Below are 23,897 nucleotides of genomic sequence, written 5' to 3'. Positions count from 1 at the left end.
TCCGCGATGTCGTCCGGACCGTAGTGGTCCACGAAGCACCACGCGCCCACCATCCGCCGCCCCAGGTTCGGCAACAGCCGCCGCACCACCGTGCTCTCCCCGAGCGGGACCAGGCGGCCGGTGAGCAGGTCCTTGACCGGCCCGGTGCTGGCTTCGGCGCCGCAGGTGGTCGGTGCGGGCCTGAGATCGAGGTTGCTCATGTCGCGGTCCACCGCCGTACGGATCGGGGCCGGCCGGGGGTGGCCGGGAGGGTCACGGCCGATCATCCATCACCGGTGCCCGCCGAAGAAGCATCGCCGACGGGCGCGTTGGGGCCGCCCCCGCGTCGGGCCGGCCCTACCGCTCCGCCAGGGCCCGGCCGAGGAAGGCGACCGCCTCCGGCATCACCTGCCGCCAGAAGGCGGGCGTGTGCCCGCCCGCCACGAAGTGCCCCCGCACCCCGCCACCCGTCCCGCCACCACTGCCACCACTGCCACCGGTGCCCCCACCACCCGCGCCACCGCCCGTACCCGCACCACCACCCGCGCCGCCGCGGCCCAGCTGCCGGGCCGCGTCGCAGAACGGGTCCTCGGTGCCGCACCACACCGCCACCGGCCGGCCGTACGGCTCGTCCTGGTGGCGCAGCGGCTCGTGGGCGGCCCAGTCGGCCTCGTCGCGGAACACCCGGACGGCCTCGGCGGCCGGCCAGTCACGGAACAGCGCGGGGCTGAGCAGCGCCACCGGCCCGAAGCCGGCGCCCCGGTGGCGGGCGTGGCGCAACGCGCCGAAGCCGCCCATGGACAGGCCGAGCGCGGCCGTCGGCGGGCGAAGGCCCTGCTCGGCGAGCCAGCCGGGGAGTTCCTCCAGCAGCATCCGCTGGGGGTCGTCGCCGCCGTCGGGCGCCCCGTCGGGGACGCGCCGCCAGTACGTGGCGTCGCCCCCGTCGACGGCGGCGACCGCGAACGGCGGGATCCCGGCGGCGACGGCGGCGGCCAGCGCCTCGGGCAGGCCGAGGTCGAGCCAGGCGCGGGCGTCGGCGCCGCGGCCGTGCAGGGCGACGCAGACGGGCAGGTCGCCGGGGGCGGCCGGATCACCTGATGCGCGGCCGGACGGCCCGGGCGGCAGGACGGTGATCAGCCGTACGCCGGTGCCCCGGGCGGCCGAGCGCCGCTCCTCCTGCCGCACCCGCGCCGGGGCCACGGCCGGAGCGGTCGCCGAACCGGTGGCGGCCGGCGGGCCCGTGCCGCACCCGACGAGCGCCGCCGCGACCCCGGCCCCGGCACCCGCCCTCAGCAACGTCCTCCGCTCCACCCCGGCCCCCGTCCCCTCCGACGAACCCCGAAGACGTCCCCCGGCCCCGGATACCTCAGTGCTTGCAGCCCCAGGAGGCCCCCGCCGCGGCCGCGTCCGCGAGGGCACGCAGCTTGGCGACCGCCTCGCCCGGGTCCTGGGCGCCGTACACGGCGGAGCCGGCGACGAAGACGTCGGCTCCGGCCTCGGCGCAGCGCTCGATGGTGCTCGCGGAGACGCCGCCGTCGACCTGGAGCCACAGTTCCAGGCCGTGCTTGTCGATCAGCTCCCGGGTGCGGCGGATCTTGGGCAGCATGATGTCGAGGAAGGCCTGGCCGCCGAAGCCGGGCTCGACGGTCATGATCAGCAGCATGTCGAGCTCGGGCAGCAGGTCCTCGAAGGGCTCGATGGGCGTGCCGGGCTTGAGGGCCATGGAGGCGCGGGCGCCCTTGGCGCGGATCTCGCGGGCGAGCCGGACGGGCGCGGCGGCGGCCTCGACGTGGAAGGTGACGGAGCCGGCGCCGGCCTCGACGTACTGCGGGGCCCAGCGGTCCGGGTCCTCGATCATCAGGTGGCAGTCGAGCGGGATGTCGGTGGCGCGGGCGAGGGATTCGACGATCGGCATGCCGAGGGTCAGGTTGGGCACGAAGTGGTTGTCCATCACATCGACGTGCAGCCAGTCCGAGCCCCTGACGGCCTCGGCCTCGTCGGCGAGCCTGGCGAAGTCCGCGGAGAGGATGCTGGGGTTGATCTGCGCCATGACCGATGCCTTCACAGGAGGGTGGTGACCCGGGGGTGCCCACGGGCGAGCGAGGTGCCGGGGGCCGGCACCGGCCCCATCATCTCGCACCGGTCGGCGGGCCCAGCACGATCCCCCTCCCCGCGTACCAGCGGCCGAAGTCCGCCCACGGGACCTGCGCGAACGCCTGCGAGTGCCCGGTGAACCCGGACGGGTTGTGGATCACCAGCGCCTCCGGTCCGGCGCCGACCGCGAGCACCAGGTGGCCGCCGCGGCGGGCGGGCTCGGGCGCGGCCGGTTCCCGGATCCCGGGGTGGACGGAGAGCATCACCAGGTGGCCGGCCGCGGACAGCCCGGCGATCTCCTCGGGGGTGAGTTCCCGCGCCTCGGCGCTCAGGCCCCAGCGCCGGCGCACGTAGTCCGCGAACGGCATGTGGATCAGCCCGCGCAGCCCGTCGCCGTCCCGGACGTACGCGCCGGCCGTCTCACACTCCTCGGCGAGCCGCATGGCGGCGGGCGAGACGCCCCACCAGTGGTCGAGGGCCATCCGCAGGCAGGCCACCCCGCACAGCCGCCAGGACCACCAGCCGTACTCCTCGGGGGTGCGCGCGCCGGACTGGCCCCAGCGGGGGTCCTCGGCTGCCTCGACCTCGCCGGTGATGATCTCCCGGACCAGCTCCGGGGACTCCCACTGCGCGTAGTACGGCACCTCGTGGATCACGGCCGCGTCGCTCGTCCTCACCATGGCTCCACGCTCTCACGCCGGGGCGCGGGACGATCGCCGACCCCGCCCCGCGTCACGCTCACACGATCACGCGCGGCAGCGTCACCCGGACCCACTCCTCCGGCCGGGAGACGTGCGGGACGTGCCCGGCGCCCTGGTAGAGGTGGCGTTCCGCCTTGGGCAGGGCCAGGTCGACGGCGTCCAGCACCGCCCCGTACATCGGCGGGCTGTCGTCGCTCTGGGTGAGCAGGGCGGGCTCGAGGAACCCGGCGAGCGCGTCCAGGTCGAGGTCGAGCGCGTCGGGGTCGCGCAGCTCGTCGAGGTAGCTGGGCGCGTTGCGGATGAAGGTGTGCCGGACGGGCGCCGGGAGCTGGGCCCAGGCGCCGGGGCCGAGGGCGACGGTGTCCACGAACAGCTCGGCGGCGGCCGCGGACTCGGCCGCCTCCAGGAGGTCCCGGACGGGCGCGATCTTCGTGTCCATGGCCGTGGCGACCGGGCGCAGGTCGGGGTCGGCGAGCAGCAGGCCGATGCCCGGCGGCTCGTGCACGGCCAGGCCGCGCAGCAGCTCGGGGCGGACGGAGGCGAGCCGCAGGGCGATCAGCGCGCCGTAGGAGTTGCCGCAGACGAAGGCCGGGGCCAGCCCCAGGCCCTCGATCAGCGCCGCGAGGTCGGCCGCGTCCTCGTGGACGGAACCCTGGGTGAGCGGGTCCTCACTGCGGCTGTGGCCGCGCCGGTCGTACGTGACGACGGTGGCCCGCTCGGCGAGCCCCGGCACCACCCGCGCCCAGCTGTCGCCGTCGTCCCAGGAGCCGTGGACGAGCACCACGCCGGGCCCGGCACCCCTGGACTCGTAGTACAGCGACACCCCGTTCGCCCTGATCTCGGCCATTGCGGGCCTCCCGACCTCGGTCGCGCTCCCTCCCCCTCCCCACCAGCCTGACACACCCGTCCGGGGCCCACCCCTTCCGTCACCCGCCGTCGCCGGGACGGCGCCCGCTCACCGTCGGGCTCGTCGTCGGGCTCGCCGTCGGCGGCGATCAGCAGGCCGCGGACGGGCCGGGCCCGGGCAGCGGCCCCCCAACCGCCACCGCCACCGGCACCGGGGCGCCTCCCGCCCTCTTCCCCGGCCTCCCCGGTGGTCCTAACGTGGTGTCATGGTCCAGCCGATACTTGAACGTTCGGACGAGGGCACGCTCGACCTGGTGCTGGCCCCCGGAGAGGGGTCGCCGAGGGGCGCCTGGAGGGGTGTGCTCTCCGCCACCTTCATCGTTCCGCTGTTCGGGGCGGTGGGCCTGCTCCTCGCCGTGCCCGCCGGCCTGATCACGCGTTTCTGGCTGCACCAGGGCTGGGCCACGGCCGCCTGGGTGGCGCTGGCCGTGGTGGGCCTGGTCGCGCTGGTCGGGTGGGTCCCGCTGGCGGTGGACTCCTTCCGCGGGCTGCTGCGGCTGCGGTTCTCGCCCGTCCCCGCCCCGGACACGGTGGTCGTGGTCCGCGGGTACGGTCCGCTGCCGCCGCTGCCCACGGCGGACGTCATGATCGTCGTCGCACGCGAGGAGGAGGTCCCGTACGAGGGCGACCCCCGGCCCGCCGGCGTCACGGTGACCCTGCGGGTGGAGCTCCCCCGTCGGAACGTCCCGCCCCGTACGCTGCCCGCGGACACCGACACCGAGGCGCTGCATCGCGAGCTGTCCGAAGGACTGGGCCCGACCGTACGGGTGGAGCACCGGGTCCACCGCACCACCCGGGTCCCGCCCTCCCCGCCGGGCAGGCACGTCGGGGCCGCCTACGGCCGCGGCGGCAGCACGGGCGGCGCCACCTCCGGAGGCGGGGGTCCAGCAGGCGGGGGCGGCTTCTGACGCCTGATCACGTACCCCTAGGCTGCGCGCCATGGAGATCGGCGAACTGATAGGCACCGGCCGCACGGCTGATGTGTACGCCCTCGGTGACGACCGCGTGCTGCGGTGCTACCGCGACCTCGCGCACGGCGACCCGGCCGAGGAGGCCGCCGTGATGGCGCACCTCGCGCGGTACGACTACCCGGTGCCCGCCGTCTGGCCCGAGGACGCCCCCGGCCCCGACGGCCTGGTCATGCAGCGGCTCACCGGCCCGACCATGGCGCAGGCCCTCCTCGCCGGCGCGATCACCCCGGAGCGGGCCGGCGAAGCCCTGGCCGGCCTGCTGACCCGTCTGCACGCCGTCCCGGCCCTCCGGTCCGCCGACCCCGCGCACCGGATCCTCCACCTCGACCTGCATCCCGAGAACGTCCTGCTGACCGACGCCGGCCCGATGGTGATCGACTGGAGCACGGCCGCCGAGGGCCCGCCCGGTCTGGACTCGGCGATGTCGGCGCTGATCCTCGCCCAGGTCGCGGTCGGCATGCCCGCCGGCCTGCCCCCGCAGGCCCTGGGCGCGATCCGGACGCTCCTCGCCGCCCTTCTCCGGCACCTCGACGGCACGGGCCCGCTGCTCCTCGGCGAGGCCCGCGCCCGCCGCGCCGCCAACCCCACCCTCACCCCGCACGAGATCGCCCTGCTCGACGGCGCCGTCGGGCTCGTCGAGACGACCGCCCGCCACGGCGCGGCGTAGGAGTCATCGCCCCCACGCCGCGCAGTAGGGGTCATCGACCTCCGGGGCACGGTTCGCGGTAGGCGATGTTGGGCGCGTACCGCTGCCACTGCGCGGGGCTGAGGGAGCCCGTGGTGTAGGAGCACAGGCGGGTGGCGAGGTTGGCGGGGTCGGCGTCGAGCAGCGTGACGGTGGCCTGGGAGGCGACGAGGAGCGTGGGTCCGGTCGCCACCAGCCCGACCGCCTTGATCCTGGAGCCGCCGCTCTGACCGGTGACCCGGGAGACGAGGACGGGCGTGGTGGGGCGGGCGACGTCCCAGAGTTCGACCGTGGTGTCGTTCCAGATGGCCAGGAGCGTGCCCTGCTGGGCGAATTCGACGCCCTTGACGTCCTGCACCGTCTGGATCGTGTGCTGGGCGCGGGGCTGCCTCGGATCGGTGATGTCCCAGAGGGACACCGTGCTGCCGTTGTTCCCTCCTGTCGCGAGCAGCCGGTTGTCGGTGCTCAGCCCCAGCGCGCTTCCGAAGGCCCCGGGCACGGTCACCCGCGACGTCGGCTCGCCGCCGCCGGTGAAGTGGAACAGTTCCAGGGCCGCGCACTTGCACCTGCTGTCCGGTTTGCTCGTGACGGCCAGGACCGCGCCGGCCGGGGTGCCCCGGGAGTAGGCGGAGCCCATGTTCAGGGCCTCCTCGGAGCCCGGGGAGCCGTCCGGGGGCTTGATCTCCGAGGAGCCGGCGCGCCTCGGCTTCGCCGGGTCGCTGATGTCCCACCAGGCGAACCCGCTCTTGGTCGCCAGGTAGGCCGTGCGGCCGTTGTCCAGGATGCCGGCGTCGTGGCGGTCGGTATCGGGGGCGGGGATCGAGCCGACCTCCGTCGCGTCGAGCGCGTCGGTGACCCGCCAGAGGTGGAGCGCCCCCTTGCCGATCACCGCCACCAGACGGCCGCCATCACCCGAGGTGACCCCGTACGTGATGATCACGTCACCGATACCCGACGGGGTGGCCGGGAAGTCGGCGGTGCCCAGGGAGGCCGCCTTGCGCGAATGGCGGGGATCACTCACGTTCCAGAGCTCGACCTCGCCGTCCCACCCGACGGTCAGCAGGGCTCCCGCACGGATGAACGCGGTGGTCCTCGCCTGGACCGGCAGGGTCGCGACGAGCTCGGGGCCCTTGAACGCGGAGAGGTCCCAGAGCCCGACGGACTTCGGGCGCGACTCGGCCTCCCCGACCGCCCCGAACTGCGGTGCGGCCATGAGGCTTCCGTCCGGGCTGAAGGTCCAGGACGCGATGAAGCCGGGCAGCCGGGCGGCGTCGAGGCCCCGCGACGTCCCCCGCCACCGGCGCAGCACCCCGTCGTCGCCCGCGGTCAGCAGCCCACCGACCGAGGGCGAGGGCGTGACCATGGCGAACGGGCCGAAGGGCACCTTGCGACAGTTCGCGGCACCCGAGCCCGTGCCCTTCGGGGACAGCGGCGCGAGGCACAGGTCGCCCTTGGGATCCGTGGCGTCCGTCCCGCCGTAGGCGAGCTGGCTGCCGTCCCGGCTGAAGGCCACGGCGCTGATGTTCGCGGATCCCTGCACACTCACCCTGATCGGCTCGGGACGCGTCGGGTCCTGGATCTTCCAGACGCCGACCTCCCGCTGGCTGGCAGCGGCCAGTAAGGCGCCGTCGGGGCTGAACGCGACCGCCTTGTACCCCTTCTCCAGGGAGGCGAGTCGGGCCGGGGCGGCCGGGTCGGTGAGGCCCCACACCTGGGTCGTGCCGCCCAGGACGGTGCTGGCGAGCAGGCGCCCCTGCGGCGAGAAGGCGACGGCGGCGAGGCTCTTCGGGGCCTCGGCGGTCGGATTGTGCATGCGGGCGAGACCCGTGGGGGCCGACGGTCGGGCAATCGACCACAGCAGGGTGTCCCCGTCCCCGGTGGCGGCCGCCAGAAGGGTACCGTCCGCGCTGACGGCCACGGAGGGGACGCTCGCCTTGTCACCCGACCTGCCGGGTATCTCGGGCAGCCGGGCCGCGACCACGGGCCTCCCGGGGTCGGCCAGGCTCCACAGGCACAGGCCGGCCTCGGCGCCGCACCCGGCCACCAGATGGGACCCGTCCGGGGTGAGGGCGATGCCCGTCGCGCCGCCGGCGTCGACGGTCGCGCGGAGGACCGGGGCGGGCTGCTCGGCGAGATCCCAGATCCGCACCGCCCCTTTCTCATTGACGGCCGCGGCGAGCGTCCCGCGGGCAGCGGCCGCGACGGCCAGGACCGGCCCCCCGGCGTCGCCGACCACGCTGTTCATCAGCGAGCCCGCCATCTCGTACAGCTGGGCCGAGGCCTCCGGGGTAGGGGACGTGCGGTAGGCGGCGATCGCGAACTGGGTGGCGAGCCCGGGGTCGTTGCCGCCGACGGCCTGCGCGCGGGCCGCCAGGTCCCTGGAGTTGGCGGCCTCGGCCTGCCGGGCGGCGATCGCCCGTTGCTCCTCGGTGGCGTCCTTCTGCTGCTCGTTGCGCACGACCAAGGTCGCCACGACCACCGCCGCCGCGCACAGCACCGCGATCACGGCCCGCCACCGCCAGCGGCGTGCCCGGCGGTGACGGCGCCCGCGTTCCAGGAAGTCGCGCTCGGCCTCGCTCAGCCGGTGGTTCGGGTTGGGGCTGCGCAGCCACGGCTGGGCGCCCGCCAGCGCGGTACCGCCCGGCAGCAGCCGGCGCTCGCGCCCGCCGCGCTCCCAGCGGTCCCGGTCGTGTCGCAGGACCTCCCGCCAGACCAGGAACGAGCGGTCCTCCTCCACCCAGTCCCGCAGCTTCTCCCAGGCGTTGATCAGCGCCTCGTGCGCGAGCTCCACCGTCTCGACGCCCTCGGCGCTGCGGCCGATGACCAGCAGCCGGTCGGTGGCGAGGCCCTGGGCCACGCGCCACTCGTCCTCCCCGAGGTCCGTGCGCAGCGCCGTGCGGCGGGTCGCCGACGCGGTGCCCGACGGCACCCGGACGAGCTGGGTGAACAGACTGCGGGCCGCGGGCTCGTCGTCCGGCGGGACCGTCCTCCCGTAGGTGGCCCCGGCATAGACGCCGAGGGCGCCCTTCACCCCGCCGAGCCGCTCGTAGGCCTGATGGGTCAGCAGGCCGTCCGCCTGGTACTGCCAGAGCAGGTCGAGGGCGAAGCCCAGGAGCGGCAGCGCCCCGGGTTCGCCCCCGGTGTCCGCCAGCAGCCGCTCGACCAGGTGGGGGGCGTACCGCACGCCCGGGACGGCGTCGACCGGCGCGGTGACGACCTCGTGCAGTTGCTCGGGGCTCATCGGCCCGAGCGCGTACACCTCCCGGCGCACGACCGGCCCGAGCCGCGGATGGGCGAGGGCCGCCTCCAGGAAGTCGGCCCGCAGGGTGGCCAGGACCCGGACCGTGCCCGGCAGGGCGTCGGTGAACAGCGCCGCGGCCAGTTCGTCGACCGCGGCCGGGCCCGCTGCCACGAGCTCCTCGAACTGGTCCAGCACGATGAGGAGTCGGCCCGCCCGGTGCCGTTCCAGGAGCAGGGGAACGACATCGGCGATGCCCTGCGGCCCGGCCAGCACGGCGGCCAGGGCCGGAGTCCGTTCGAGGCGCTGCGTCTCGGTCAGCTCCGGTTCCAGCAGGGGCAGCAGTGTGGCGGCCAGCGCGGACAGCGGGCCGCTGCCGGAGTCCGGCCGCAGGGTCACCACCAGCGCCCCGGCGGCACGGCACCGGGGGACCACCCCGGCCATGGCCAGCGACGACTTCCCCGAGCCGGAGGGGCCGACCACGGTGACCCAGCGCTCGCGGGCCACCAGACGGGCGACCTCGTCGCTCTCGGCGCTCCGGCCGTGGAAGACCGGCGCGTCCGCCTCCGTGAAGGAGGTCAGACTGCGGAACGGCGACGGCGGCAGCGCGAGAGCCGGCAGCTCTGGCCAGGCCGCCGTCAGGCCGTCGGTGGGGATCAGGTAGCTCGCCGCGGGCTCCCCCACCTCGGCCAGCATCATCATGCCGACCACTCCACCGAGCCGTTCGTCCCACACCGGGCTGCCGCTGAACCCCCCTGAGACCCGGTAGCCGCTGGAGGCGAGGTCGACCTGCAGCAGCCCGCCGGCCTGCCGGTTCCGCAGCACGCCGGAGTGCCAGACCCCGTGCGAACGCCCGACCGGGAACCCGAACACCCGCACAGGGTGGCCCCAGACGTCCTCCGACCTGGTGTCCAACGGCCGGACCGGCCGGGCGCCGGCCAGCGGGGCACCCAGCCGCAGCACCGCGACGTCCCCGCCGCCGTCCGGCCGCGGCGGCACCCAGTGCTCGACGACCGCCAGCACACCCGCCACCGCGGGCCCGTCCGGCCCGGCCTGCGCGGCCAGCAGCGGCAGGTCCACGAAGACCCAGGAGCCGACCCCCACGTCGATGCCCTGGCCGACCAGCGCCGCCGAGACCACGTGCGCACAGGTGACGGCCCGGTCCGGGGCCACCAGGAAACCCACGCCGACCGGCCTGCTCAGCGCGTCGTGGATCCGCAGCACCGCCGCGTCCAGCGCCCTCGCCCCGACGCCCCCCACGGGCCCGGGGCCCGGCGACGTCATGCCCCGGGCTGTGCGGATGCCGTCCCGGCGCCGTCGCCCGCGTCGCCGGCCCGGGCCCGGTGCCAGGTCAGCGAGACCTTGAAGTTGGCCTGGGCCGCGGTGCTGGTGATCACCACGTCCGCCTCCGCGGACAGCGACAGCCCGAACTCGATGCCGATCTCGTCCGGCCCGTGGACCATGCCGCGGAAGCCGTCGACGAAGTCCTGCGCCACGGGCCTGACCGCGGCCAGCATGTCACCCATCGACCGGGTGGCCCGCGCCACCACCTGCCCCGGCCGGGCCACCTGCACCAGGCCCTCCGCGGCCTGCTCGATCTCGACCCGTACGACATCCGGGCCCCCGTCCACCGAACCGACCGGCAGCTCGACGAGATACGTCATCTCTCCCCCTTGAGCCTCACTGGTTCCGATACGCACGTGTCCACTGCCCCGCGCCACGCCCGCTCATGCCGGGCCCGCGGGAACCACGCGATCCGCGCCGCGCCACGGCAGCGGGGTTCACCGTACAAGGCCGTACCCGAAGCCACCCCCGGAACCGGGGATTCCCGTCAACTCGACTGCAAGTGACCCGAGTCGGGCAGAAATCGACACGGACGGCCACCACCTCCCCACGCGTCGCACGAGCCACCCCCAGCACCCCGGCCCCCTCGGCGCGCGCCCGCCCCGCACACACCTCCGCACCCCCCTCGGCGCCCCACCGCGCGAGCCCCTCCCCCCCTCCGCACCACCCAGCCTCTGCCCCTCCTCCCCCTCCATCCCGTGCTAGCTTTTGAACGCGTTCAAGCTGAAAGGGAGCCGATGCCCTGCGTACGGTTGTGGTGGTGGGCGGCCGTGGTGCTCATGGTGGCGCAGCCGGTCGGACTGGTGCTGTGGAGCCTGCTGGCATACCCGGCCGAATTCTTGATCCTCGCCCCGCTGGAGCTGTCCGGCGCCGTGGCCGCGCTGTTCCTCACGGCCCGGCCGCTGGTCGGCCGGTCGGCGGCGCGGTGGAAGGCCGAGATGCGCTGGTTCGGCCGGGCGGCCGTCCGCTACCTGGCCTGTTGCCTGTCACCGGTCGTCCTGGCGGTCCTGGCCCATGCGCTGTTGCCACCCCGCGAACCCACCTTCGAGGGCCACCTTTGGCCGCTCGTCGCCGTGGCGGCCTGGGTGACCGTCCCCACCCTCACGCTGCTGCTCGTCCAGGCACCGTACGCGCAGCGCGGCGCCTGCGTGGGCGTGCTGATCGCCCTGGTGCCCAGCGCCGTGCCGACGCTGTTGGTGCTGCACGGGTACTGGCAGCCGCTGCCGCTGATCGCGGCCCAGTTGCTCTACGCCTTCGTCTGGATGCCCGGCGCCCTGACCGGGCCTGCCTACCCCCGCGCAGGAAGTCGGCCGAGCCGACTTCCCGCGCGGGGAAGTCATGGCTAGTGCCCGTCCGCGGGCCGGGCCCGGATCACCGCCTGGTCGCCGTGGGGGCCGAAGAGGTGCAGGATCTCCACCGCCTCCCGGCCCGCCGGGCCGAACCAGTGCGGTTCGCCGGTGTCGAACTCGGCGACCTCGCCGGGGCGCAGGGTGAAGTCGCGTTCGCCCAGGATGAGCCGCAGCTCACCGGCGAGCACGTAGAGCCACTCGTAGCCGGCGTGGGTGACCGGCTTCGGCTCCCGCGGGCCGAGCACCTGCTTGAACACCTGGACACGGCCCGGATACTGGGTGAGCGGCACCACCACGCTCCCGCCGCCCTTGTGCAGCGGGGTGAGGTGGACGCGCGGGTCGCCACTGGCGGGTGCGGCGATCAGCTGGTCGAGCGCGACCCGGTGGACGCGGGCGAGCGGGATCAGCAGCTCCAGGGTGGGCCGCCGCAGGCCGGACTCCAGCCGGGAGAGGACGCTCACGGAGATTCCGGTGGTGGCGGCGAGGGCCTCCAGGGTGAGCCCCCGGTCGCGGCGCAGCGCGCGCAGCCGTGGGCCGATGTCGGCGAGTACGTGTTCCAGTTCCGCGTCCATGCCGCCCATTGTGGCCGCTCGACGGCACTTTTTGCGGTTTCCGCAAATTTCCTGTCCGGGACGGGAGGGGCGGCCGGATTCTGACCGGGTCACCGATGATCCGGACCGTGAGAGGTACCACCGTGGCCACGACAACGATCCCCCTGCCCGCCTCCCCGCCCGCGCTGAGCGCCCGCGGCCGCTGGACGGTGCTGGCCGTCTGCTGCCTGAGCATGTTCCTGGTGGGCCTGGACACCAGCATCGTCAATGTGGGCCTGCCGGAGATCGGCGCCGGCCTGGGCGTCGGCACCAGCGGCCTGGAATGGACGGTCGACGCGTACACCCTGGTCCTGGCGAGCGTGCTGATCTCGGCGGGCGCGCTGGCGGACCGCTTCGGCCGGCGGCGGGTGTTCCGACTGGGCCTGGCGGTCTTCGGCGTGGCCTCGCTGCTGTGCGCGCTGGCGCCCTCGCTGGGCCTGCTGATCGCGGCCCGCGTGCTGCAGGGCGTCGGCGCCTCGATGCTGAGCCCGGTGGCGCTGGCGATCGTGGTGAACGCGATGCCCGACCCCAAGGAGCGGGCGCAGGCGATCGGCGTCTGGGCGGCGGTGTTCGGGCTGAGCATGGCGGCCGGGCCGGTCACCGGCGGGGCGCTGCTGTCGGCCTTCGGCTGGCCGGCGCTGTTCTGGGTCAACCTGCCGGTGGTCGCGGTGGCGCTGGCGCTCAGCGCCCGGTTCGTGCCGGAGTCCCGGGCGCCGCGGCCGCAACGGCTGGACCTGCCGGGCCAGTTGCTGCTGACCGTGCTGATCGGGGTGGCGGTCGGCGTGCTGATCGAGGGCCCGCGGATCGGCTGGGCCTCGCCGACGGCGCTGCTCGCGTACGCGGTCGTGGCGGGCGCCACGGTCTGGTTCGTCCGGGTGGAGTCGCGGCGGGAGGAGCCGCTGATCGATCCGCGGCTGTTCCGCCGCCCGGCGTTCACGGGTGCGGCGCTGGGCGCGGTGGCGGTGTTCGTGGCGCTGAGCGTGACGATGCTGCTCAACACCCTCTACCTCCAGCACACCCGCGGCTGGACCCCGCTGGCCGCCGGTTCGGCCACCCTCCCGATGGCGGCCGGGGCGATCGTCTGCGCGCCCTGGTCGGGCCGGCTGGTCGGCCGGATCGGCCCGCGCCGGCCGCTGTTGGTGGCCGGTTCCTTCATCACGCTCGGCGGCCTCTGCCTGGTCGGCCTGGCCGACGACACGAGCGTGAGCCTGCTCCTGCTGGCCTACCTGCTGATCGGCATCGGCTTCGGTTTCGCCAACGCCCCGATCACCAACACCGCCGTCAGCGGCCTGCCGCCCGCCCGCGCCGGGGTCGCGGGCGCGATCACCTCCACGGCCCGCCAGCTCGGCGCCGCCCTGGGCATCGCGATCGCCGGCGCCCTGGTCGCGGGCACGGCCCCCGAGGAGCTGGCCGAGGCGTCCCGCCCCGGCTGGATGCTGGTGGCGGCCTGCGGACTGCTGCTCGTCGCCCTGTCCGCCCGCCGGGGGACCTCGCCGGGAGGCTCCGCCGGTTCGCCGGCGGGCCGCCGGTAGCGGCGCCGAAGCCGACGGGCCGCCCTCCACCGTGTGTGGAGGGCGGCCCGTCGAGTGTCCCCGTGGGGCCGGCGCAGGGCTCGTGGCGCTGCGCCGGCCTCACGGGCGTCGGCACGGCAGGTCCTGCCGTGCCGATCTCCGTGTGCGCGGGGTCCTACGCCGGCCGTCGGGGTCCGTGGGGGAGGTCGGCCGTCGTGGACGTGGCGCGCGGCGGGGCGGGACGGTCCGGAACCGCCCTCCCGGGGGCGCCGACGAGCCACCCGCCCCGCCGCCTCGTACCGGACGCGGTACGACCGGTGGGGCGGCCGTACCTCCTCTGCCCGGCGTCCCCGCGCTCTCGGCGGTACGGGCCGGGTGCCGGAACACTCACATTCCGGCACCCGGTGTGCCCCGCGTCGGCGGCTCCCGCCGGAGCCGCCACCCGGGAGCCACCCGACGCGGGACGGTCATACCGGCTCAGGACCGGGTCAGGGCCGGGTCAGGGCCCCACCGGTGTTCTGGCTGATCCACTGCCGGTGGGCGGTCACATCGGTGTAGATGGTGGCGCTGCCGGTGCCGCAGGTACCGGCGTTCTGCCCGCCGCGGCTGGTGGCGCCGACCAGCTGCCAGCGGCCGGAGCCCCCGACCAGGGCGGGACCGCCGGAGTCCCCGTAGCAGGCGGTGGCCTGCGGGGTCCCGTACACGCACAGCTCGTTGGCGCCGTTGAAGCCCGCGGCGCACATCCGGTCGGGGTTGATCCGGGTGTCCAGCTCCTTCAGGTAGCGGGGCGGCTGCTGCGAGCATCCCTGCTGGGGACAGGTCTGGCCCCAGCCGAGCAGTCGCGTGGCAGTGCCTTCGGACGGCGAGCCGGAGGCGATGGTGACCGGCTGGTTCTGCACCGGGGCGCGCAGTTGCAGCAGGGCGATGTCGTTGCCGCCGGAGACGTCTCCGCTGTAGCGGGGGTGACGGATGATCCGCTGGACGGCGGCGGCGGTGCCCTGGGTGTAGTCGGCCGAGCCGATGCGCAGCTGGATCTGCTGGGCCGGGGTCTGGCCGCCCTGCCGGTCGGTGACGCAGTGGGCGGCGGTGACGACCCACTGCGCGGCGATCAGGGAGCCGCCGCAGCCATGGCGGCCCTGCTGCTGGAGGGAGGCCATGAACGAGTAGTTCTCGCTCGCCTGGCCGCCGCCGACGATCGGCTGGACACCGGCGGAGACGGATACGGCGGGTTCGGGAGCGGGGACGGCCTGCGCGGTGGCGGCGGGGGCGGTCAGCACGGCGCCGCCTAGCAGCAGGCTCGTGAACAGACTGCTCATGAGGGTGCGGGGAGACACGGGGATTCCTCCGGGATGGGTGTGGGGGGGAGGACCGGTCCCCGGCGTTCGGTGCCGGGTTCCGGTGGATGAACCCACTATGGGAATCCGGTGACTTCCCCGGTAATCCCATCCCGTTCTAAGGTCCGCCTATGAGCCTGGAGTTGCGGCAGCTACGGGTGGTCAAGGCGATCGCCGACGAGGGCAGCCTGACGGTCGCGGCGCAGCGGCTGGGCATGGCCCAGCCGTCGGTGTCCCAGGCCCTGGCCCAGGCCGAACGGGCCGCGGGAGGGCCGCTGTTCCGGCGCGGCGCGCGGGGTGCGCTGCCGACCCCGCTGGGCGAGGTGGTCATCGGGCACGCGCGGACGGTGCTGGACGCCGTGGAGCGGATGACCGCCGCGGCGGCCCGGCACCGGGCGGACGCCTGGCCGGCGGCGGTACGGATCGGCTGCGCGCCGGGGCTGCTGGTGGCCCAACTGTCGGTGGCCGTGCCCCTGGTGGCCGGCAGCGATGTGCAGATCACCACCGCCACCGGTACCGCCGGCCATCTCGCGGCGCTGGCCGCGGGGCGCACCGAGGCCGCCCTGGTCACCCACTTCCCCGTGCCCGGGGCGACGGCGGGACCGCCGGGGGCGGAGGGCGGCGGGGAGGGGGCACTGCGCGGGGCGATCGTCGCCGTGGAGCCGCTGTTCGCGGGCGTCTGCGCCGGGCACCGCCTCGCCGGGCGGGCGGAGGCCGACCTCTCCGAGCTGGCCGGCGAGCGGTGGTGCCTGCCGCCCGGGTCCGACGACGATCTGGGCGCCCAGTTGACGGAGGCCTGCCGGCGGGCCGGGCACCGGGTGGCGGTGCACGGCGCCGAGTACGCGGCGGCCCTGGCCCTCGTACGGGAGGGTCGCGTGGTGCTGCCGATGATGCCGGGCAGCCGGACCGGCCCCGGGCTGGTGCTGCTGCCGCTGCGCGGAGAGCCCCTCACCATGGCCACGGTGCTCTACTGGCGGTCGGGCGGGCCCCTGTCCGACGCGTGGGTACGGAGTCTGTGGGAGCATCTGGTCCGCGCCCAGCGGGAGATCATCGAGGCGGCCCCCGCGTACCGCACCTGGCTGGCCGGCCATCCGTACTGGCGCACCACGCCCCCGGGCCCGGCGGCCGTCCACCGGCCGTACGGGTGACGGCACGGCGATCGGTGCGGAGCGGACGCCGCCACCGCCGCGGTCCGGGTACCGCCCGGGGCTCACGGCCCGGTCGGGGCCGAACCCAGCCAGCCCGGGTTGCGCTCCCACCACCCCGGTACCCGCCCGTCGTGCGGCAGGACCGCGCGGTAGGCGTCCAGCAGTCCCGTCCGCAGCCGGCCGACGAACTCCCCGTCGACCGGGCCGCCGTCCTGACGCCACAGCAGGACGTGCCGGGTGCGGACCGGGCTGCCCCGCAGCTCCCGGACCACCCCCGGGACCGCCAGCCCGCTGCCCAGCGCGTTCATGGCCGTGACCACGGGGCCCCCGCGGCGCATCAGCTGCACCAGCAGCAGGGGTTCGACGGTGCGGGTCACCATGCTCGGGTGGCCGGCCAGGCGGCACTGCTCCATCAGGTGCCGGTCGAACTCGTCGTCACCGTTGACCGCCACCAGCCAGGTGGTCCCCGCCAGTTCCGCCAGGTCGATCTCGGTGCGCCCGGTGAGCGGGTGGCCGTCGGGCAGCCCGACGAAGAGGGGCTCCGATCCCAGCACGGTCATCCGCACCCCGGCGGGCACGACGATCGGCCGGCCGGGGAAGTCCGTGTGCAGCACCAGGTCGACGTCACCCCGCACCAGCGCGGCGATCGCCTCGGCCGAGCGGTCGAGCACCGTCAGCTCGGCGATGTCGCCCGGGAAGAGGCGGGATGCCACCTCGTACATCAGCAGGGCCAGCGGCGTCGTCCGCACCCCCAGCCGCAGCGAACGCCCGCCGGCCGCCGCGCGGTGCCCCTCGACCGCGCGGGCCAGCTCGTCCAGGCCGCGCAGCACCTCCCCCGCGTACGGCAGCAGGACCTCGCCCAGGGGCGTGGCGCGCGCGCCGAAGGGGCCCCGTTCGAAGACCGCCCCGCCCACCACGGCCTCGATGCGGCGCAGTTGCGCGCTGAGCGCCGGCTGGGACAGCCCCATCAGGTGGGCCGCCTTGTTCAGGCTGCCGGCCGTGGCCACCGCTTCCAGGCACCGAAGATGCCGCGCCTCCAGGTCCATGCGAGGAGTATGGGCGCGGCGCCCGTCCTGGGCCAGGCCCGTGGCCCGGCCGAGGCGTACCGCCGGGGCGCCGCGCCCGGTGTCCTCGCGAAGGACTCGCGAAGGTGCGCGTACGGCGGCGCCTCGACCGGACAGGGCCCAGGGCCTGGTGTGAAGGTGCCGACGGGCCGGACGAGGTGATACCCAGGTCCGGCCCGCCCTCTCGTCCCTACAGGTCGAGCTGATACCGCAGTGTCGTGTGCGTGGGCAGGTAGCCGAGGCTGTCGCTGATGTGTCTCATGTGCGTGTTGCTGTCGGCGGTGTCGGTCAGGAGGCCGCCGAGGTCCGGATAGTGCCCGTGGGCCTGTCGGATCGACTCGGCCTTCATCCAGCGGCCGAGGCCGTGTCCGCGGTGCTCGGGCAGCACGCCGGTGCCGTAGTGCTGGGCATCACCTGTGCCGCCGCCGGGCACGACGAGTTCGGTGAACCCGGCGATCGAGCCGTTGGAGGTGTCGATGGCGACGACGGTGTGCAGGTGGTCACCGCGCTGTGCGACGGCCTTCGCCGCAGCCCGGACCCGGTCCACGTCCCAGGCCGTGGTGCCGTGGTCGGTGTCCTCCATGGGCATGTCGTCCATGGCGCGACGTGAGTCGGCGAAGGTCTGGGCGAGATCGTCGGGGACGGTTCCCTGCCAGGATGCCAGCCGGTAGCCGGAATGCGGACGCTCGATGATCTCTGCCAGGGAGGGGATGTCCACATCGGCCAGGGGCAGGCGGGAGTACCTCAGGGTGAGGACCTTGCGGAAGCCGCGGGCCGACAGGAAGTGGTCGCCGGGCGATCCGGCCCCGGCCTGCGCCACGACACAGCGCCGGGTGTTGTCCCGGGCGGCGGCCACGGCAGTGTCAAGGAGCCGGGAGCCGACGCCCTTGCGGCGCTCCACGGGATGGACGTGGAGGGTCAGTTCGGCAAGGTGCTCTTGTCCGCCGTCGAACAGGCGCAGGAAGGCCGTCCCGGCAGGGATGGAATCGGCGTCGGACGCCAGCCATGCAAGGCGTCGGCTGTGCGCCCCGTGAGCGGGGTCGGTCAGTGGGGTGATGCGGAGCGACAAGGTGTCTCCGTCGTGAGGAGGTGGCAACGGTCAGTACGCGGGCTCAACTGCTGGGCACTCCTGCGCATGTGCTCCACACCTCCTCGTCGACAGGGCCGGTCCGGATCAACATGGACGGCTGGGAGAACGTAGCCGGTCTGTCGGCTCCTGGGCAAAGGGTTAACCGAAGACCGCTGCGGCTGCGGGGTCACAGCCGCTCATTGATGGCCGCGACCAGCACGGTTGCTTCGTAAGGGCCTAGTAGTAGCCCTTGGAGCCGTCGAGGAGCTCCCGGACGATGTCCGCGTGCCCGGCGTGGCGGCCGGTCTCCTCCACGAGGTGGATGAGCATCCAGCGGAGGTTGGCACCGGCGGAGTGGAAGTCGGGGTGGCGGCCGACGTCGTCCAGGGAGGCCGCGGCGACGATCTCGTTGCTGCGGGCGCACTGGGCCTCGTACTCCGCGAGGAGTTCAACGATCGGACGGCCGCCGGTCCGCCAGTCGGCGTCCTCGTCGGACTCGTCGAAGGCGGGGTTCTGCTTCTTGTCGCCGCCGAGGAACAGCACCTCCAGCCAGCAGTGCTCGGTCCAGCGCATGTGGGAGACGAGGCCGGCCATCGTCATGGCCGGGGAGGTCGGGATGACCGGGCGGTGCGCGTCCTCGTCGCTCAAGCCCTCGCACTTCCAGCGCAGGATCTGCCGCTGCAGGTCCAGCCAGCCGATGAGCGCGGTCCGTTCGTCCGCCTGGAGAGGGGGGCGTTGCAGTTCTGATGCCATGTCGGCGCACGCTACCCGGGCGGCCCGGACGGAGGCATCCGGTTTTCCGGCACCCGGCGAACGCGCTGGAGGAGTTGGAGGACATCTCATTTTGGGGCCCAACTGGCTGGCTCATGAACAACCGCCGCCTGGCCCGCGACTACGAGGCCCTACCAGCCCGCTCCGAAGCCATGGTCCACGTCGCGATGATCAGCCTCATGACCCGCCGACTCACCGGCGAAACCACCCCGACCTGGCACGGAACCTGAACCCCGGACTCAGGGACGAAACGCCCGGTCAGCCCCAGTTCTGCAGCTGCTGGAGCAGGTCGGCATCGCCCTCCATCCGCAGCGGGCCGGCCGGGATGCGCATGTACATGAGCAGGGCCATCTCACTCGCCGTGCCGTAGATGGCGGCGGTGGGCTTGCTCTCGGCGGCCTCCGCCGCGGTGAGGCGGGTGAAGCGGGAACCGGCGGCGTCCACCGTCTGGCGCCAGGAGCCGGCCTCGGCCGCGTGGTAGTCCATGGTGGCGGGCTCGCCCGGCCACGGGACCGTGCCGGTGCAGACGGTGGCGAGGAACTCCTCGATGGCGTCGGCCGCCTCGGTCGCCGGCAGCTCCTGCGGGGTACCGGAGGCCAGCTGGGCGTCGTAGGTGTGGATCAGCGACTCCGGGACGCGGCGGCGGGCCACGGCGGCCACCGTGTGCGGCGAGGCCAGCGGCTCCCACCAGGCCCAGCAGCCCCGGTCCGGGCCGGCCTCGCGCAGAGCGGTGAGCAGCTGCTCCGTCGAGTCGGCCAGCCAGGTTATGAGGGCCTCGCGCTCCCTGGGCGCCGCCAGCCCGTCCTTGCTCGGCCGCTCGTCGCCCGGCGCGGTGTTCAGCACGATGTAGGCCCAGAAGCGGTCCCCCTCACTGAGATGGTTCGCCAGGTCGTACAGCGTCCAGCCCGGGCAGGACGGGACGTCGGCGTCGAGGCTGGGGGCCGCGGCGACGGCGGCGCGGAACGCGGCGGAACGCTCGTCAATCATCCGCAGCAGGGTGGGGAAGTGGAGATGATCAGTCACACGAACCTTGTATCACCCGGACCGGAACTCTCGCACTCGATATAGACCCCCGGATGAGATGTCCTCTGGAGCAGCCCGATGCTGTCCAGGGCGAGGTAGGCGGCAGCGGTGTCGGTCATCTCGCCGCCGGGGAGCACGCGGGTGCGGAACTCCTCCAGGCCGACGGTGACCACCTCGATGAACTCGTTGCGCTCCGGCCGCGGTTCGGCGACCTTGACGCAGTCGGTGGCCACGAAGGCGTAGCGGCGGGCGTCGGAGTACGCGTCGAGCCAGTACGTCCCGACCTCGCGGACCTCGCCGCGATAGCCGGTCTCCTCCAGCAGTTCCCGGGCGACGGCGTCGGCGGCCCGTTCACCCGGTTCGACGAAGCCTCCGGGCAGTTCGTGCAGCACGCGGGCGGGGCCGGGCCGGTACTGGCGGGCGAGGATGACCCGCCGGTCGGGGGTGAGGGCGAGCACCGCTCCGGCCGGCCGCTCGCGCTTGAGGTAGAACTCCCCTCTCCCGCCGTCCGGCATCCGGAATCCCACGCGGTCCACCGACCTGCCGAACTTGCTGAACACGGTGGTGCGTTCGGTCTCGCGCCAGGACGCTGTGGACGCGGTGGTGTCGTTCGCCATGACACGGACTGTACGGCGGGCGCCGGGTTCGGCGGGCGCTATCCGACGCGGACGATCTGGATCAGGTTGCCGCAGGTGTCGTCGAACACCGCGGTGGTGACCGTGCCCATCGTCATCGGGTCCTGGGTGAAGCGGACGCCGAGCCCGCGCAGCCGGCTGAACTCCGCCCCCACGTCGTCCACGGCGAAGGAGGCGGCCGGGATGCCGTCGCGGACCAGAGCCGTCTTGTACGGACGCACCGCCGGGTGGCCCGAGGGCTCCAGCAGCAGTTCGGTCCCGCCGGGCTCGTCCGGTGAGACGACGGTCAGCCACCGGGCCGCCCCGAGCGGGATGTCGTTCTTCTTCACGAAGCCCAGCACGTCGGTGTAGAACCGCAGGGCCTTCTCCTGGTCGTCGACGAAGACGCTGGTGACGTAGATCCTCATGCCCGCCACCCTAGGCACGCTCAGCCCCGCCCACCGGGAGAACGGCCGCCCGGCCGCCGGCGTCTCACCGGCTCAGAGCAGCGGGCCGGACCTCCCCCGCTCCCCGTACCCGGGCGTTTCGCGGCGTCGCCGGTCCCCCGATCACGCTGCGCCCATATCGGATCTTCGTACCGGCGGCAGGCGCGCTGCTCGGACGCCTGGTGGCGCGGTTGCCGCCGGCGTCACGCCGGCCGCGGGTGCTGCAGTCCGTCCAGGAGCAGTTCGATCAGGCGCCGGGGGTCGTACTGCGGGTCTCCGCCTCCGATGCACAGGTTGCCGATGCCGCGCATCAGTTCGTAGGGCCGGGTGCCCGCCCTGATCTCACCCGCCTCGACCGAGGCGTCGAGCAACTGCGCGCAGACCGGCAGCAGGCGGTCGAGGAAGTATCCGTGCAGCGCGGCGAAGCCGCTGCTGTCCGACTGCATCGCGTCGGCCAGCCCGTGCTTGGTGACCAGGAAGTCGACGAAGAGGTCGATCCACCGGCGCAGTGCGGCGAACGGGGAGTCGGCGCCGGCCAGCAGTTTCGGGCCCGCCTCCGCGCACTCCTCGATCTGGTGGCGGTAGACGGCCGTGATGAGATCGGCCCGGGTCGGGAAGTGCCGGTAGATCGTTCCCGTCCCGACACCCGCCCTGGCGGCGATCTGGCGGATCGGCGCGTCGACGCCGGAGGCCACGAACACCTCGGCCGCGGCCGCGAGCAGCGCCTGCTGATTGCGCAGCGCATCGGCCCGCTTGCTCCGGGCCGCCACCTTCCCTGTGTGGCTCTCGCTGGACACGACTCTCCCTCCGACACCCGTTGACAAAGCGGAACATCGTTCCGGATAGTAAGCGGCACAGCGTTCCGTTTCAGGTTAGCCGAAGCGGGACGCCCCCGACCAATGCCTGCCGCCACCCGGCCCCGGGCCGGCCGCGACACCCCACCGCAGAAGGAGAACCGCTCACCATGAGCGCATCCATCCACACCGCACCCGTCCCCGTTCCCGTCCTGTCGTACAGCCCGGTGGTCCTGCCCGTGCCCGGACGGCCGGTGGACCTCCAGGTGCGCGTCTCCGCGCCCGAGACCGGAAGCGGCCTTCCCGTCATCCTGCTGTCCCACGGCCACGGCCCCTCGAACAACCTGTCCTCGCTGAACGGCTACGCGCCGCTCGCCAACTCCTGGGCCGCACACGGATTCGTCGTCATCCAGCCCACCCACCTCACCTCCCGGACGCTGAGCCACCTGGTCGCCGACGCCCCCGGCGCACCGGACTTCTGGCGCTCCCGCGCCGAGGACATGACCCACGTCCTGAACCGGCTCGACGTGATCGAACGCACCGTGCCCCAGCTCGCGGGACGGATCGACCGGACCAAGGTCGCCCTCGCCGGACACTCGCTCGGCGGCTTCACCGCCGCCCTCCTGCTGGGCGCCGGACTCAACGACCCCGACACCGGGAACGTGGTGCACCTGGTCGAACCGCGGATCAGGGCGGGCGTGCTGCTCGCCGCGCCCGGCAGGGGTGGTGACGTCCTCAACGGGCCCATGGCCGAGCAGTGGCCGATCATCGGGGCCGTCGACTTCTCCACCATGACCGCTCCCGCTCTGGTCGTCGCAGGCGACAAGGACGACTCCCGGCACTTCACCGACATGGGGCCGGACTGGCACGCCGACCCCTACATCCTCGCCCCCGGCCCCAAGTCCCTGCTCACCCTGTTCGACGCGGAGCACGGACTCGGCGGGATCGCCGGATACGACGCCGCCGAGACCACCGACGAGAACCCCGAACGGGTCGCCGCCGTCGGGCGACTCACCGCCGCCTACCTCCACAGCCGGCTCGACCCCGGCAACGCGGCCTGGCAGGCCGCATGTGAGGCGCTGGCAACCGACCCCGACCCGGTCGGACGAGTCGAGGCCAAGTAGCCCCCCAGGCACTCCGGCCGAGGACACCCGGACCCGGCCTCGGCGATCGAAGCTCGGGCTCACAGCAGTGAGCCGAACTCCCCGCGTTCCCAGTGCCCGAGCCAGCACGTGACGGTGGACTCCTTCTCCAGGCCCTCGGTCGAGCCGTCGTGCGGGAGCAGCGCGGTCGGCACGAGGAAGGCCTCGCCGGGTTCGACGCGCAGACGCAGGACGCGCAGCGGCTTGTGGGTGCTGACGAACAGCCCCACGTCGTTGGTGCACGGGTGGTGCGTCTCGTACCGGGCCTGGACCGTCCGGCAGATGGCGCGGATGTCGGTGTCCGCGAGGAGGAGGTAGCGGGCGCCGGGGCCCTCGTTGACGCAGAGCAGCCGTCGGGCCTTCGCCATCTCGTCATACCGCAGCTGCTGGTACCCGTCGACGTGCAGACCGGGGCGACGGCCACTGTCGGGGTCGACGGTGGTGGTCAGGGCGTCCGGCGGGGACGTACGGGAGCCGAGCCGGACGGCGCCGGAGAGGTCTGCGACGCGGTCCGGGTCGAAGAGTTCGACGAGCCGGTTGTCCTGGGTGAACACACTCGGCGCGAGGTGGTCGAGCAGGCCCTCGGGCAGCGGCTGCCAGGGCCCGGCCGGGACGACGGAGCCCCTGGCGTACTCGGAGTACTCGGGGTCGTCACGGGTCAGCCGGACGCTGGCGATCTCGCAGCGCGCGAGCAGGGCGTCCGGGTCGGTGAAGGCGAAGGTCGGGTGCACGACGGTCGGTCCTCGCGGTCGGTCGAACGGTGAGGGTGAGGGTGGTGGAGATGGCCGGCGCGGTTCACTGCCGGAGCCCCCGCCAGATGAGTTCGGCGATCCGCTGGACGACGTCGGGACGGGCGCCGCCCAGCTCCACCAGCACCTCGCCGGTGAACGAGGACGACGTACCGATACCGGCGGACGGCAGGACGAGGGAGGCCGCAGCGAGGGCGGCGACCAGTTCCTCGTACGCGTCGGTGGCTTGCCGACGGTGCTGGCGGGCGAGCCGCGACAGTCGGGATTCCGTGGGCAACTCCCCTAGACGAGTAGTTCCGAAGTCGGTCAGTGGTCGTAGGCGATCAATGAGCGGGTGACGGGTTGGCCGGTGGTGCGGTTGTGCCAGATCGCGCA

At 74.1% G+C, this 23,897-nt stretch carries 23 protein-coding genes and 2 pseudogenes; 7 read left to right on the top strand and 18 right to left on the bottom strand.

What is annotated here, in order from left to right; genetic code table 11:
* The 5 genes and pseudogenes from ACWEQL_RS29990 to ACWEQL_RS29970 form a co-directional block, all read right to left on the bottom strand.
* Nucleotides 1–200 (bottom strand): annotated as a pseudogene (locus tag ACWEQL_RS29990) (pirin family protein); the annotation flags it as partial.
* A 136-nt stretch (nt 201–336) separates the two neighbouring features.
* On the bottom strand, nt 337–1,275 hold the full coding sequence (locus ACWEQL_RS29985) for an alpha/beta hydrolase (RefSeq protein ID WP_452153476.1): 939 nt from the start codon (nt 1,273–1,275) through the stop codon (nt 337–339).
* A 70-nt stretch (nt 1,276–1,345) separates the two neighbouring features.
* Complete coding sequence (gene rpe, locus ACWEQL_RS29980; RefSeq protein WP_452153475.1) at nt 1,346–2,029, bottom strand: ribulose-phosphate 3-epimerase; 684 nt, start codon at nt 2,027–2,029, stop codon at nt 1,346–1,348.
* A 79-nt stretch (nt 2,030–2,108) separates the two neighbouring features.
* Nucleotides 2,109–2,753: a C39 family peptidase gene (locus ACWEQL_RS29975; protein WP_452153474.1), complete on the bottom strand. Its 645-nt coding sequence runs from the start codon at nt 2,751–2,753 to the stop codon at nt 2,109–2,111.
* 58 nt (nt 2,754–2,811) lie between these two features.
* Nucleotides 2,812–3,621, bottom strand: a complete 810-nt coding sequence (locus ACWEQL_RS29970; protein WP_452153473.1) for an alpha/beta fold hydrolase — start codon at nt 3,619–3,621, stop codon at nt 2,812–2,814.
* Nucleotides 3,622–3,886: 265 nt separating this feature from the next.
* On the opposite strand from ACWEQL_RS29970, the gene ACWEQL_RS29965 reads away from it, so the two are divergent.
* The gene (locus ACWEQL_RS29965) at nt 3,887–4,588 is read left to right on the top strand and encodes a hypothetical protein (RefSeq protein WP_452153472.1); all 702 of its coding nucleotides are present in this window, start codon (nt 3,887–3,889) and stop codon (nt 4,586–4,588) included.
* 31 nt (nt 4,589–4,619) lie between these two features.
* Nucleotides 4,620–5,318, top strand: a complete 699-nt coding sequence (locus ACWEQL_RS29960; protein WP_452153471.1) for a phosphotransferase — start codon at nt 4,620–4,622, stop codon at nt 5,316–5,318.
* Nucleotides 5,319–5,349: 31 nt separating this feature from the next.
* Here ACWEQL_RS29960 and ACWEQL_RS29955 read toward each other — a convergent pair whose 3' ends face one another.
* Nucleotides 5,350–9,858 carry an nSTAND1 domain-containing NTPase gene (locus ACWEQL_RS29955; protein WP_452153470.1) on the bottom strand — a complete coding sequence of 1,503 codons (4,509 nt, stop codon included), beginning with the start codon at nt 9,856–9,858 and terminating at the stop codon, nt 5,350–5,352.
* Complete coding sequence (locus tag ACWEQL_RS29950) at nt 9,855–10,238, bottom strand: CU044_2847 family protein (RefSeq protein WP_452153469.1); 384 nt, start codon at nt 10,236–10,238, stop codon at nt 9,855–9,857. Before ACWEQL_RS29950 ends, ACWEQL_RS29955 begins: the two co-directional genes overlap by 4 nt.
* A 417-nt stretch (nt 10,239–10,655) precedes the next feature.
* On the opposite strand from ACWEQL_RS29950, the gene ACWEQL_RS29945 reads away from it, so the two are divergent.
* Nucleotides 10,656–11,264 carry a hypothetical protein gene (locus tag ACWEQL_RS29945; RefSeq protein ID WP_452153468.1) on the top strand — a complete coding sequence of 203 codons (609 nt, stop codon included), beginning with the start codon at nt 10,656–10,658 and terminating at the stop codon, nt 11,262–11,264.
* Here ACWEQL_RS29945 and ACWEQL_RS29940 read toward each other — a convergent pair.
* A complete protein-coding gene (locus ACWEQL_RS29940; protein ID WP_452153467.1) occupies nt 11,261–11,839 on the bottom strand; it encodes a helix-turn-helix domain-containing protein in 579 nt (192 codons plus the stop codon). The genes ACWEQL_RS29945 and ACWEQL_RS29940 overlap by 4 nt on opposite strands.
* 107 nt (nt 11,840–11,946) lie before the next feature.
* On the opposite strand from ACWEQL_RS29940, the gene ACWEQL_RS29935 reads away from it, so the two are divergent.
* Nucleotides 11,947–13,389, top strand: a complete 1,443-nt coding sequence (locus ACWEQL_RS29935; protein WP_452153466.1) for an MFS transporter — start codon at nt 11,947–11,949, stop codon at nt 13,387–13,389.
* A gap of 467 nt (nt 13,390–13,856) precedes the next feature.
* Here ACWEQL_RS29935 and ACWEQL_RS29930 read toward each other — a convergent pair whose 3' ends face one another.
* Nucleotides 13,857–14,684, bottom strand: a complete 828-nt coding sequence (locus ACWEQL_RS29930) for a S1 family peptidase (protein ID WP_452153465.1) — start codon at nt 14,682–14,684, stop codon at nt 13,857–13,859.
* Nucleotides 14,685–14,833: 149 nt separating this feature from the next.
* Between ACWEQL_RS29930 and ACWEQL_RS29925 the strand changes: the two genes are divergently transcribed.
* Nucleotides 14,834–15,850 carry a LysR family transcriptional regulator gene (locus ACWEQL_RS29925; RefSeq protein ID WP_452153464.1) on the top strand — a complete coding sequence of 339 codons (1,017 nt, stop codon included), beginning with the start codon at nt 14,834–14,836 and terminating at the stop codon, nt 15,848–15,850.
* 62 nt (nt 15,851–15,912) lie between these two features.
* Here the strand turns inward: ACWEQL_RS29925 and ACWEQL_RS29920 are convergent, their stop codons facing one another.
* The 3 genes from ACWEQL_RS29920 to ACWEQL_RS29910 all read right to left on the bottom strand — a co-directional run bounded on the left by ACWEQL_RS29920 (nt 15,913) and on the right by ACWEQL_RS29910 (nt 18,736).
* The gene (locus ACWEQL_RS29920; protein ID WP_452153463.1) at nt 15,913–16,896 is read right to left on the bottom strand and encodes a LysR family transcriptional regulator; all 984 of its coding nucleotides are present in this window, start codon (nt 16,894–16,896) and stop codon (nt 15,913–15,915) included.
* A gap of 208 nt (nt 16,897–17,104) precedes the next feature.
* The gene (locus ACWEQL_RS29915; protein WP_452153462.1) at nt 17,105–17,983 is read right to left on the bottom strand and encodes a GNAT family N-acetyltransferase; all 879 of its coding nucleotides are present in this window, start codon (nt 17,981–17,983) and stop codon (nt 17,105–17,107) included.
* Nucleotides 17,984–18,220: 237 nt separating this feature from the next.
* Complete coding sequence (locus ACWEQL_RS29910; RefSeq protein ID WP_452153461.1) at nt 18,221–18,736, bottom strand: DinB family protein; 516 nt, start codon at nt 18,734–18,736, stop codon at nt 18,221–18,223.
* A 104-nt stretch (nt 18,737–18,840) separates the two neighbouring features.
* Here ACWEQL_RS29910 and ACWEQL_RS29905 point away from each other — a divergent pair.
* Nucleotides 18,841–18,984: pseudogene (locus ACWEQL_RS29905) on the top strand (IS5 family transposase); the annotation flags it as partial.
* A 28-nt stretch (nt 18,985–19,012) separates the two neighbouring features.
* On the opposite strand, the gene ACWEQL_RS29900 reads toward ACWEQL_RS29905, so the two are convergent.
* From ACWEQL_RS29900 to ACWEQL_RS29885, 4 genes are all read right to left on the bottom strand, one after another.
* Nucleotides 19,013–19,777 carry a maleylpyruvate isomerase family mycothiol-dependent enzyme gene (locus ACWEQL_RS29900; RefSeq protein ID WP_452153460.1) on the bottom strand — a complete coding sequence of 255 codons (765 nt, stop codon included), beginning with the start codon at nt 19,775–19,777 and terminating at the stop codon, nt 19,013–19,015.
* Nucleotides 19,774–20,394, bottom strand: a complete 621-nt coding sequence (locus tag ACWEQL_RS29895; protein ID WP_452153459.1) for an NUDIX hydrolase — start codon at nt 20,392–20,394, stop codon at nt 19,774–19,776. Before ACWEQL_RS29895 ends, ACWEQL_RS29900 begins: the two co-directional genes overlap by 4 nt.
* Before the next feature lie 38 nt (nt 20,395–20,432).
* Nucleotides 20,433–20,819, bottom strand: a complete 387-nt coding sequence (locus ACWEQL_RS29890; RefSeq protein ID WP_452153458.1) for a VOC family protein — start codon at nt 20,817–20,819, stop codon at nt 20,433–20,435.
* A 221-nt stretch (nt 20,820–21,040) separates the two neighbouring features.
* Nucleotides 21,041–21,634 (bottom strand): TetR/AcrR family transcriptional regulator, encoded by a 594-nt coding sequence (locus ACWEQL_RS29885; protein ID WP_452153457.1) that lies wholly within the window; start codon nt 21,632–21,634, stop codon nt 21,041–21,043.
* Between the two features lie 167 nt (nt 21,635–21,801).
* On the opposite strand from ACWEQL_RS29885, the gene ACWEQL_RS29880 reads away from it, so the two are divergent.
* On the top strand, nt 21,802–22,755 hold the full coding sequence (locus ACWEQL_RS29880; RefSeq protein WP_452153456.1) for an alpha/beta hydrolase family protein: 954 nt from the start codon (nt 21,802–21,804) through the stop codon (nt 22,753–22,755).
* Between the two features lie 59 nt (nt 22,756–22,814).
* On the opposite strand, the gene ACWEQL_RS29875 is transcribed toward ACWEQL_RS29880, so the two are convergent.
* Nucleotides 22,815–23,504: a hypothetical protein gene (locus ACWEQL_RS29875; protein WP_452153455.1), complete on the bottom strand. Its 690-nt coding sequence runs from the start codon at nt 23,502–23,504 to the stop codon at nt 22,815–22,817.
* Nucleotides 23,505–23,568: 64 nt separating this feature from the next.
* Nucleotides 23,569–23,799: a hypothetical protein gene (locus ACWEQL_RS29870; protein ID WP_452153454.1), complete on the bottom strand. Its 231-nt coding sequence runs from the start codon at nt 23,797–23,799 to the stop codon at nt 23,569–23,571.
* Between the last annotated feature and the right edge of the window lie 98 nt (nt 23,800–23,897).

It is taken from the genome of Kitasatospora sp. NPDC004240, from assembly GCF_053603215.1.
Note: the sequence above shows the minus strand (reverse complement) of the source record. Positions and strands in the feature narration are given on the sequence as shown.

Excerpts from the sequence above, each read along its gene's own strand:
- ACWEQL_RS29910 (WP_452153461.1), bottom strand. The coding sequence starts at position 18,736 with ATGGCATCAGAACTGCAACGCCCCCCTCTCCAGGCGGACGAACGGACC.
- ACWEQL_RS29955 (WP_452153470.1), bottom strand. The coding sequence starts at position 9,858 with ATGACGTCGCCGGGCCCCGGGCCCGTGGGGGGCGTCGGGGCGAGGGCG.
- ACWEQL_RS29945 (WP_452153468.1), top strand. The coding sequence starts at position 10,656 with ATGCCCTGCGTACGGTTGTGGTGGTGGGCGGCCGTGGTGCTCATGGTG.
- ACWEQL_RS29925 (WP_452153464.1), top strand. The coding sequence starts at position 14,834 with ATGAGCCTGGAGTTGCGGCAGCTACGGGTGGTCAAGGCGATCGCCGAC.
- ACWEQL_RS29965 (WP_452153472.1), top strand. The coding sequence starts at position 3,887 with ATGGTCCAGCCGATACTTGAACGTTCGGACGAGGGCACGCTCGACCTG.
- ACWEQL_RS29960 (WP_452153471.1), top strand. The coding sequence starts at position 4,620 with ATGGAGATCGGCGAACTGATAGGCACCGGCCGCACGGCTGATGTGTAC.
- ACWEQL_RS29970 (WP_452153473.1), bottom strand. The coding sequence starts at position 3,621 with ATGGCCGAGATCAGGGCGAACGGGGTGTCGCTGTACTACGAGTCCAGG.
- ACWEQL_RS29930 (WP_452153465.1), bottom strand. The coding sequence starts at position 14,684 with ATGAGCAGTCTGTTCACGAGCCTGCTGCTAGGCGGCGCCGTGCTGACC.
- ACWEQL_RS29975 (WP_452153474.1), bottom strand. The coding sequence starts at position 2,753 with ATGGTGAGGACGAGCGACGCGGCCGTGATCCACGAGGTGCCGTACTAC.
- ACWEQL_RS29940 (WP_452153467.1), bottom strand. The coding sequence starts at position 11,839 with ATGGACGCGGAACTGGAACACGTACTCGCCGACATCGGCCCACGGCTG.
- ACWEQL_RS29920 (WP_452153463.1), bottom strand. The coding sequence starts at position 16,896 with ATGGACCTGGAGGCGCGGCATCTTCGGTGCCTGGAAGCGGTGGCCACG.
- ACWEQL_RS29950 (WP_452153469.1), bottom strand. The coding sequence starts at position 10,238 with ATGACGTATCTCGTCGAGCTGCCGGTCGGTTCGGTGGACGGGGGCCCG.
- ACWEQL_RS29890 (WP_452153458.1), bottom strand. The coding sequence starts at position 20,819 with ATGAGGATCTACGTCACCAGCGTCTTCGTCGACGACCAGGAGAAGGCC.
- rpe (WP_452153475.1), bottom strand. The coding sequence starts at position 2,029 with ATGGCGCAGATCAACCCCAGCATCCTCTCCGCGGACTTCGCCAGGCTC.
- ACWEQL_RS29895 (WP_452153459.1), bottom strand. The coding sequence starts at position 20,394 with ATGGCGAACGACACCACCGCGTCCACAGCGTCCTGGCGCGAGACCGAA.
- ACWEQL_RS29880 (WP_452153456.1), top strand. The coding sequence starts at position 21,802 with ATGAGCGCATCCATCCACACCGCACCCGTCCCCGTTCCCGTCCTGTCG.